General features: G+C 42.6%; 1 protein-coding gene and 3 pseudogenes. All 4 read left to right on the top strand.

Features of this window, described 5'->3' with window-relative positions; translation table 11 throughout:
- On the top strand, positions 1–202 hold a 202-nt coding region (locus tag ADH81_RS11375), incomplete at its 5' end, for a hypothetical protein (protein ID WP_204374223.1).
- Positions 203–279: 77 nt separating this feature from the next.
- A pseudogene (locus ADH81_RS11605) lies at positions 280–451 on the top strand (YSIRK-type signal peptide-containing protein); the annotation flags it as partial.
- A gap of 206 nt (positions 452–657) precedes the next feature.
- Positions 658–6,772: pseudogene (gene bgaA, locus ADH81_RS00995) on the top strand (LPXTG-anchored adhesin/beta-galactosidase BgaA); the annotation flags it as partial.
- A 32-nt stretch (positions 6,773–6,804) separates the two neighbouring features.
- A pseudogene (locus ADH81_RS11610) lies at positions 6,805–7,317 on the top strand (SIALI-17 repeat-containing surface protein); the annotation flags it as partial.
- Positions 7,318–7,495 lie beyond the last annotated feature (178 nt).

Raw genomic sequence — 7,495 nt, forward strand, 5'->3', positions numbered from 1 at the left:
AAAAGCTCCTAATCATCCTCGCGGGGCTGGGACTACGAAATCGAGACTTTGTCTATCGATTTCCATCCCACCGCCTTTTTTAGTAAAATCATTCACTAAATGTACATTCAGATTTTCAAAGTTTTCTACTAATTATAGAAAAAAGAATCAAAAGTATGATTTTTATGCTGCCAGTATTGAAGTTTCTTATATTATTTTATAAAATAGAAGCAAAATACTACTGAAAAAGTAGAGCGCTTACATAAAATTGGAAGCGGTTACGAATATAAGGAGGATCTTATGGGAAAAGATCATTGGAATCGAAAAAGAGTGTACAGTATCCGAAAATTTACCGTTGGAACTTGCTCTGTAGTTATCGGCACTTGCTCAGTCTTATTTGGAGCAAGTGTAGCTGGTGCAAACCAAGTTTCAGCTGATGAAACTCCAATTGCAGTTGCTGCAGAAAAAATAGAGGATGATTCTCATAAAGAGGAACTTGGTGAAACAAGAAGTCTAGAACAACCGGCATCAACTGAATCAGCTGCAAGTGAAGTTGCTACACCAGCTCATGCAGTTGAAAAGGCACAGGACGACCAAACTGTACAATCAGATTCTGATAAAAAAGTGGATTCCATGTTAGATAAGAAACCTCAAGCAATTACTCAAGATCAATCTGCTCAAACGGAAAAACCGGACCTAAAACCGGCTACCAGTGAGGAGGTAAATCAATTGGTTGAGGACCGTAAAATAGAATTTAACCAAAACTGGCATTTTAAACTCAATGCCAATGCCAAAGACGCTATCAAACCAGATGCAGATGTATCAAGCTGGAAGAAATTAGACCTTCCTCATGACTGGAGTATTTACAATGACTTCGATCATGATTCTCCTGCCCAAAACGAAGGTGGCCAACTCAATGGTGGTGATGCTTGGTATCGCAAGACCTTTAAACTAGATGAAAAAGACCTTAACAAGAATGTTCGCCTAGTCTTTGATGGTGTTTATATGGATTCGCAAGTCTATGTAAACGGTCAGCTAGTTGGTCACTATCCAAATGGTTACAACCAATTCTCTTATGACATCACTGATTATCTCAATAAAGACGGTCGTGAAAATGTCGTGGCTGTACATGCGGTCAATAAACAACCAAGTAGCCGTTGGTACTCAGGAAGTGGTATTTACCGCGATGTTACCCTTCAAGTCACAGATAAGGTTCATGCTGAGAAAAATGGAACAACTATCTTAACACCAGACCTTGAAAAACAACAAAATGGTAAGGTTGATACTCATGTAACAAGTAAGATTGTCAATACAGATGACAAAGATCATGAAATTGTTGCTGAATACCAAATTATTGAAAGAAATGGTCAGGCTGTAACGGACGTGGTTCGTACAGATAGCCAAGTCTTGAAAGCTCATCAATCAACTAGCCTAAATGCTATTTTACAAGTTGAGAAACCAAAACTCTGGACAGTTCTTAACGATAAACCAGCTCTTTATGAATTAGTGACTCGTGTTTATCGTGACGGCCAATTGGTAGATGCTAAGAAGGACTTGTTTGGTTACCGTTACTATAACTGGACACCAAATGAAGGCTTCTCTTTGAATGGTGAACGCATTAAATTCCATGGTGTTTCTCTTCACCATGACCACGGAGCTCTAGGGGCTGAAGAAAACTATAAGGCAGAATACCGTCGTCTGAAACAGATGAAGGATATGGGTGTGAACTCTATCCGTACAACCCACAACCCAGCTAGTGAGCAAACGTTGCAGATCGCTGCAGAACTAGGTTTATTGGTGCAAGAAGAAGCCTTCGATACTTGGTACGGTGGGAAGAAACAGTATGACTACGGACGTTTCTTTGACAAAGACGCCACTCACCCAGATGCTAAAAAAGGTGAAAAATGGTCTGACTTTGACCTACGTACAATGGTCGAAAGAGGCAAGAACAACCCTGCTATCGTCATGTGGTCTATCGGTAATGAAATCGGTGAGGCAGACGGTAAAGCTCGTTCTCTAGCAACGGTTAAACGCTTGGTGCAAGTGATCAAGGCTGTTGATAAAACACGCTATGTCACTATGGGAGCAGACAAGTTCCGCTTTGGTGATGGTAGTGGTGATCATGAAAAGATTGCCAACGAACTTGATGCGGTTGGATTTAACTATTCAGAAGACAACTACAAGAAGCTGCGTGCGAAACATCCAAATTGGTTGATTTACGGTTCAGAAACTTCTTCAGCAACTCGTACTCGTGGTAGCTATTTCCGTCCAGAAAGTGAACTAGTCCACAGCAACCAAGCTTACCGTCACTATGAGCAATCAGACTATGGTAATGACCGTGTTGGTTGGGGTAAAACAGCCACTGCATCGTGGACTTTTGACCGTGACAATGCTGGTTATGCTGGTCAGTTTATCTGGACAGGTGCCGACTATATCGGTGAGCCTACTCCATGGCACAACCAAAACAACACACCAGTTAAGAGTTCTTACTTTGGTATCGTAGATACAGCTGGCATTCCTAAGAATGACTACTACTTGTACCAAAGCCAATGGGTTTCTGCTCAGAAGAAACCAATGGTTCACCTCCTTCCTCACTGGAACTGGGAAGATTCTACTCTGAAAGCAAATGTAGCGGACGCAGATGGTAAGATTCCTGTTCGTGCATTTTCAAATGCTGCCAGTGTGGAACTGTTCTTGAATGGCGAGTCTCTAGGTAAGAAAACCTTTAACAAGAAACAAACAAGCGATGGCCGTACTTACCAAGAAGGTGCCAATGCCAAGGAACTTTACCTTGAGTGGAAGGTTGCTTATCAACCTGGAACCTTGGAAGCAGTAGCTCGCGATGAGGCTGGTAATGAAATTGCTCGTGATAAGGTTACGACTGCTGGTGAACCTGCAGGTGTTCGCCTAGTCAAAGAAGAAAATGCTATCGCAGCAGACGGAAAAGATCTCACTTATATTTACTACGAAATCGTTGACAGTGCTGGTAATGTAGTTCCAACTGCCAATAACCTTGTGCGCTTCCAGTTGCATGGACAAGGTCAAATTGTCGGTGTGGATAACGGTGAACAAGCAAGCCGTGAACGTTATAAAGAGCAAGCTGACGGTTCATGGGTTCGTAAGGCCTTCAATGGTAAGGGTGTTGTCATTGTCAAATCAACTGAGCAAGCTGGTAAATTTACCTTGACTGCTCATTCTGATCTCTTGAAATCTGATCAAACTACTATCTTTACAGGTAAGAAAGACCAAGCTGAAAAAACAGTCTTGGGTACAGAAGTTGCTAAAGTCCGTACTGTTATCGGTCAAGCACCAAAAATGCCTAAGAAGGTTGCATTTATCTACAGTGATGGTAGCCGTACAAAACTTCCAGTAGAATGGTCAGCAGTTGATGTCAATGAACCAGGAATTGTGACTGTTAAGGGTGTGGCAGATGGACGTGATGTAGAAGCTCGTGTTGAAGTCTTGGCTCTCGAAGCAGAATTGCCTGTAGTCAAGAGAATCGCTCCAAATACAGATCTAAATTCGGTTGACAAATCTGTTTCCTACGTATTGTCAGATGGTACTGTAGCAAGCTATGATGTTAATAAGTGGGAAATTGCAGCTGAAGATCAAGCTAAACTAGCAATCCCAGGCTCTCGCATCCCAGCAAAAGGTATTTTAGAAGATGAAGAAATCGCTGCGACCTTGGTAGTTGCAGAAGGGGAAGCTGCTAATCCAGTAGTTCCAAGTGTAACTGTAGCAGATCAAGCGGTTGAAGGTCTTTCAACTGACCAACCTGTAAAATATCACAAGCTTGCTTATGGAGTAGCCTTGCCAGAGGTCAAAGCTACAGCTGAAAATGCTCAAGTGACAGTTATTCAAGCTAATGAAGCAAATGGTATGCGTGCAAGCATCCATGTTCAACCAAACGATGGTGGCCCACTACAAACTTATGCTATCCAATTCCTACAAGAAGCTCCACAAATTGAACGTTTGAGCCTAGAAGTTGAAAATGCAGCTACTTTGAAAGAAGACCAAACTGTCGGTATCAAGGTCTTGGCTCACTATCAAGACGGTACACAAGCAGTATTGAAAGCTGATAAGGTTACTTTCTCAACTACAGGTGAAGGAGATGTAGCCGTTCGTAAAGGTATGCTTGAATTGCATAAACCTGGTCAAGTAACTCTGAAAGCTCAATTTGAAGGAGCAGAAGGTCAGATTGACTTGAACATTCAAGCAAATACTGAAAGCAAAGTAGTCCAAGCCATCCGTCCAGTTAGTGTCGTGACAGGTTTGAACCAAGAACCAAGTCTACCTGCTACTGTAACTGTAGAGTATGACAAAGGATTTCCAAAGGTTCACAAGGTGACTTGGCAAGCAGTTGCTAAGGAAGACCTTGCTAAATACCATAGTTTTGAAGTCCTAGGTAAAGTTGAAGGAATTGAGAAAGAAGCACATGCTAAGGTATCTGTCGAAGGTATCATTGCTGTCGAAGAAGTGAGCGTAACTACTCCAGTTGCAGAAGCTCCTCAACTACCAGAGAGCGTTCGTACTTACCACTCAAATGGCCAAGTCTCTTCAGCTAAAGTAACTTGGGACGCAATTGAACCAAGTCAATACGCACAAGAAGGCAAGTTTACTGTGACAGGACATGTCGAAGGTACTCAACTACCAACTAAACTTCATGTTCGTGTGTCTGCTCAGACAGAAACTGGTGCTAATATTTCTGACCAGTGGACTGGTTCAGAATTGCCACTTGCCTTTGCATCAGACTCAAATCCAAGTGACTCAGTAGCCAATGTTAATGACAAACTAATTTCATATAACAACCAACCAGCAAACCGCTGGACAAACTGGAACCGTACAAGTGAAGCATCCGTGGGAATTCTCTTTGGTGACTCTGGTATCATGTCTAAACGATCAGTTGATAACCTCAATGTAGCCTTCCACGAAGACCACGGTGTTGGTGCACCTAAATCCTATGTCATCGAATACTATGTCGGTTCAGCAACTCCAACAGTTCCTAAGAATCCAAGCTTCGTAGCACGCGAAGACCATGTCTTTAATGACGATAAAAACTGGAAAGAAGTAACAAATCTCAAGGCTCCAGATCAAGTCAGAGCTGGAGAAATGACCCACTTTAGCTTTGATAAAGTCAACACTTACGCAGTTCGTATCCGCATGGTTAGACCAGATGGTAAATGGGGTACTTCTATTACAGAAATGCAAATTTTCTCTAAACAAGTAGCTGCAGCTAAGAATGCTCAAGCACAAATTCAAGTAGATGGAAAAGATTTGCCAAACTTTAACCCAGGCTTGACTGACTACTATCTAGAAGCAAGACAAGGAAAAGCTCCAGCTGTTACAGCAAGTGTCACTGAAAATGGTATTGCAACAGTTGTACCAAGCGTAGGTGAAGGAGATCCAGTTCGTGTTGTTGTCAAGGCTGAAAACGGAGATATCCTAGGTGAATACCGCCTACACTTCACAAATGATAAAGATTTGCTCGCAAGTAAACCTGTTGCTGTTGCTAAATCATCTCGCTTGGTTGCTAAAGGACAAACTCTTGAGCTACCAGCAAAAGTTCCTGTTTACTTCACAGGAAAATCTGACTATGAAGTAAAAGACTTGGCTGTTGACTGGGAAGCAATCCCAGCAGAGAATCTAACAAAAGCAGGTGAATTTACAGTTCATGGTCGCGTTTTGGGTACTGATTTAACTGCTGAAGTAGCTGTTCGTGTAACAGACAAACTCGGAGAAAATCTTTCAGACAATCCAGACTTCGATGACGATAGCAACCGTTCATTTGCCTCAGCAACTAACGATATTGATCCAAACTCTCATGACCGTGTAGATTATGTCAACGATGGTTCAGATGATGAAACCCGTCGTTGGACTAACTGGTCTCCAACTCCATCTGAAAATCCAGAAGTTTCAGTAGGGGTTATCTTCAGAGAAAATGGTAAGATTGTTGAACGTACAGTAGCTGAAGGAAGCATTCGCTTCTTTGCAGATGGTGGAACAGATGCACCTTCTAAACTCGTTCTAGAACGCTATGTGGGACCAGAATTTGATTCACCAGAATATTACTCTAACTACCAACCATACGATCCAGAACATCCATTCAACACTCCTTCTAACTGGGAGAAAGTTGAATACCGTGCGGATCAAGAAGTTCAAGCAGGAACTGACATCCATGTAACCTTTGCACCGGTCAAAGCTAAAGCCATGAGATGGCGCATGGACAGAAAAGCAGACAAGAAGGGTGTGGCGATCACTGAAATGGCCTTTATTGCACCAAGTGAAGCACCTAAAGACAATACAGCTTCTAAACTTCTAGTAGATGGTAGAGAGCTTGCAGACTTCTCTGAAGCTCGTGTGGATTACCAAGTAACCTATAGTGGAAACCGTCCTAAAGTGACCGTTGAAGCTGGTGAAAACGTAGCGGCAACAGTTGTCGATAGTGGTGACGATAAACTTCCAGTCTTGGTACGTCTCGTTTCAGAAAGTGGTAAACAGGTCAAGGAATACCGTATCCAATTGACCAAAGAAAAGGTTGAAACTGGAAAAGTTGCCCCAGCTGTTCAGGAAGAGCTTCCTAGCCTAGAAGTGGTAGAAGAAGCTCTCAGTTTCAAGACAGTGAAGAAAGAAGATCCAACTCTAGCAGAAGGTGAAACGCGTGTAACTCAAGTAGGTCGTGAAGGTAAAGAACGTATCCTGACTGAAGTAGCACTAGATGGAAGCCGTACTGAAAAACTTCGCGAAACTATTGAAGCACCGCAAGATGAGATTGTCTTAGTCGGAACTAAGAAAGAAGTATCTGGTAAAACAGATCCAGCTATCCATGAAGTTCCAGAATTTACAGGCGGTGTCAATGGAGCAGAAGCAGCTGTTCATGAAGTCCCAGAGTACCCAGGAGTCATTGGCACAGCAGGTGATGAGCCAGCACCAGTAGTAGAGGTTCCAGAATTTACAGGTGGTGTCAATGGGGCAGAAGCAGCTGTTCATGAAGTACCTGAGTTCACTGGTCATGTAAATGGATCAGAAGGAGCTACCCATCAAGTTCCACACTTTGAAGGTGGCGTTCCTGGTGGAGAAGGGACTAGTCACCAAGTTCCAGAATTTACTGGAAGTGTGAATGGTTCAGCCCCAACTACAGGTGAAACTCCAGTATACAGAAATGAGCAGTCACAAGTAGCTTTTGCTATGTCACAAGACAAGACCTACCAAGCGCCTGCAAGTCATCAAAATATCCTCCCTGAAACAGGTACTAAGGAAAATGCAACCCTTGCAACAGCAGGTGTTATAGGAGCACTTCTTGGTCTCTTTGCAATGGGAAAGAAAAAAGAAGACGAATAAGATGATATAAAAGCATCTAAGTCATAGAGATTGGTTCAAGAGACTAATCTCGACAATAAAAAGCGGACAAAACTAGTTTTCTGATTTACAGAGGCTGGTCTTGTTCGCTTTTTTGCGGCTCTTTGTCAACTGTAGTGGGTTGAATAAAAGCTAACATCTGGAGAGGACAATTGTTGTC

The sequence above is a fragment of the Streptococcus pseudopneumoniae genome (assembly GCF_001072925.1).
Taxonomy (GTDB): domain Bacteria; phylum Bacillota; class Bacilli; order Lactobacillales; family Streptococcaceae; genus Streptococcus; species Streptococcus pseudopneumoniae_Q.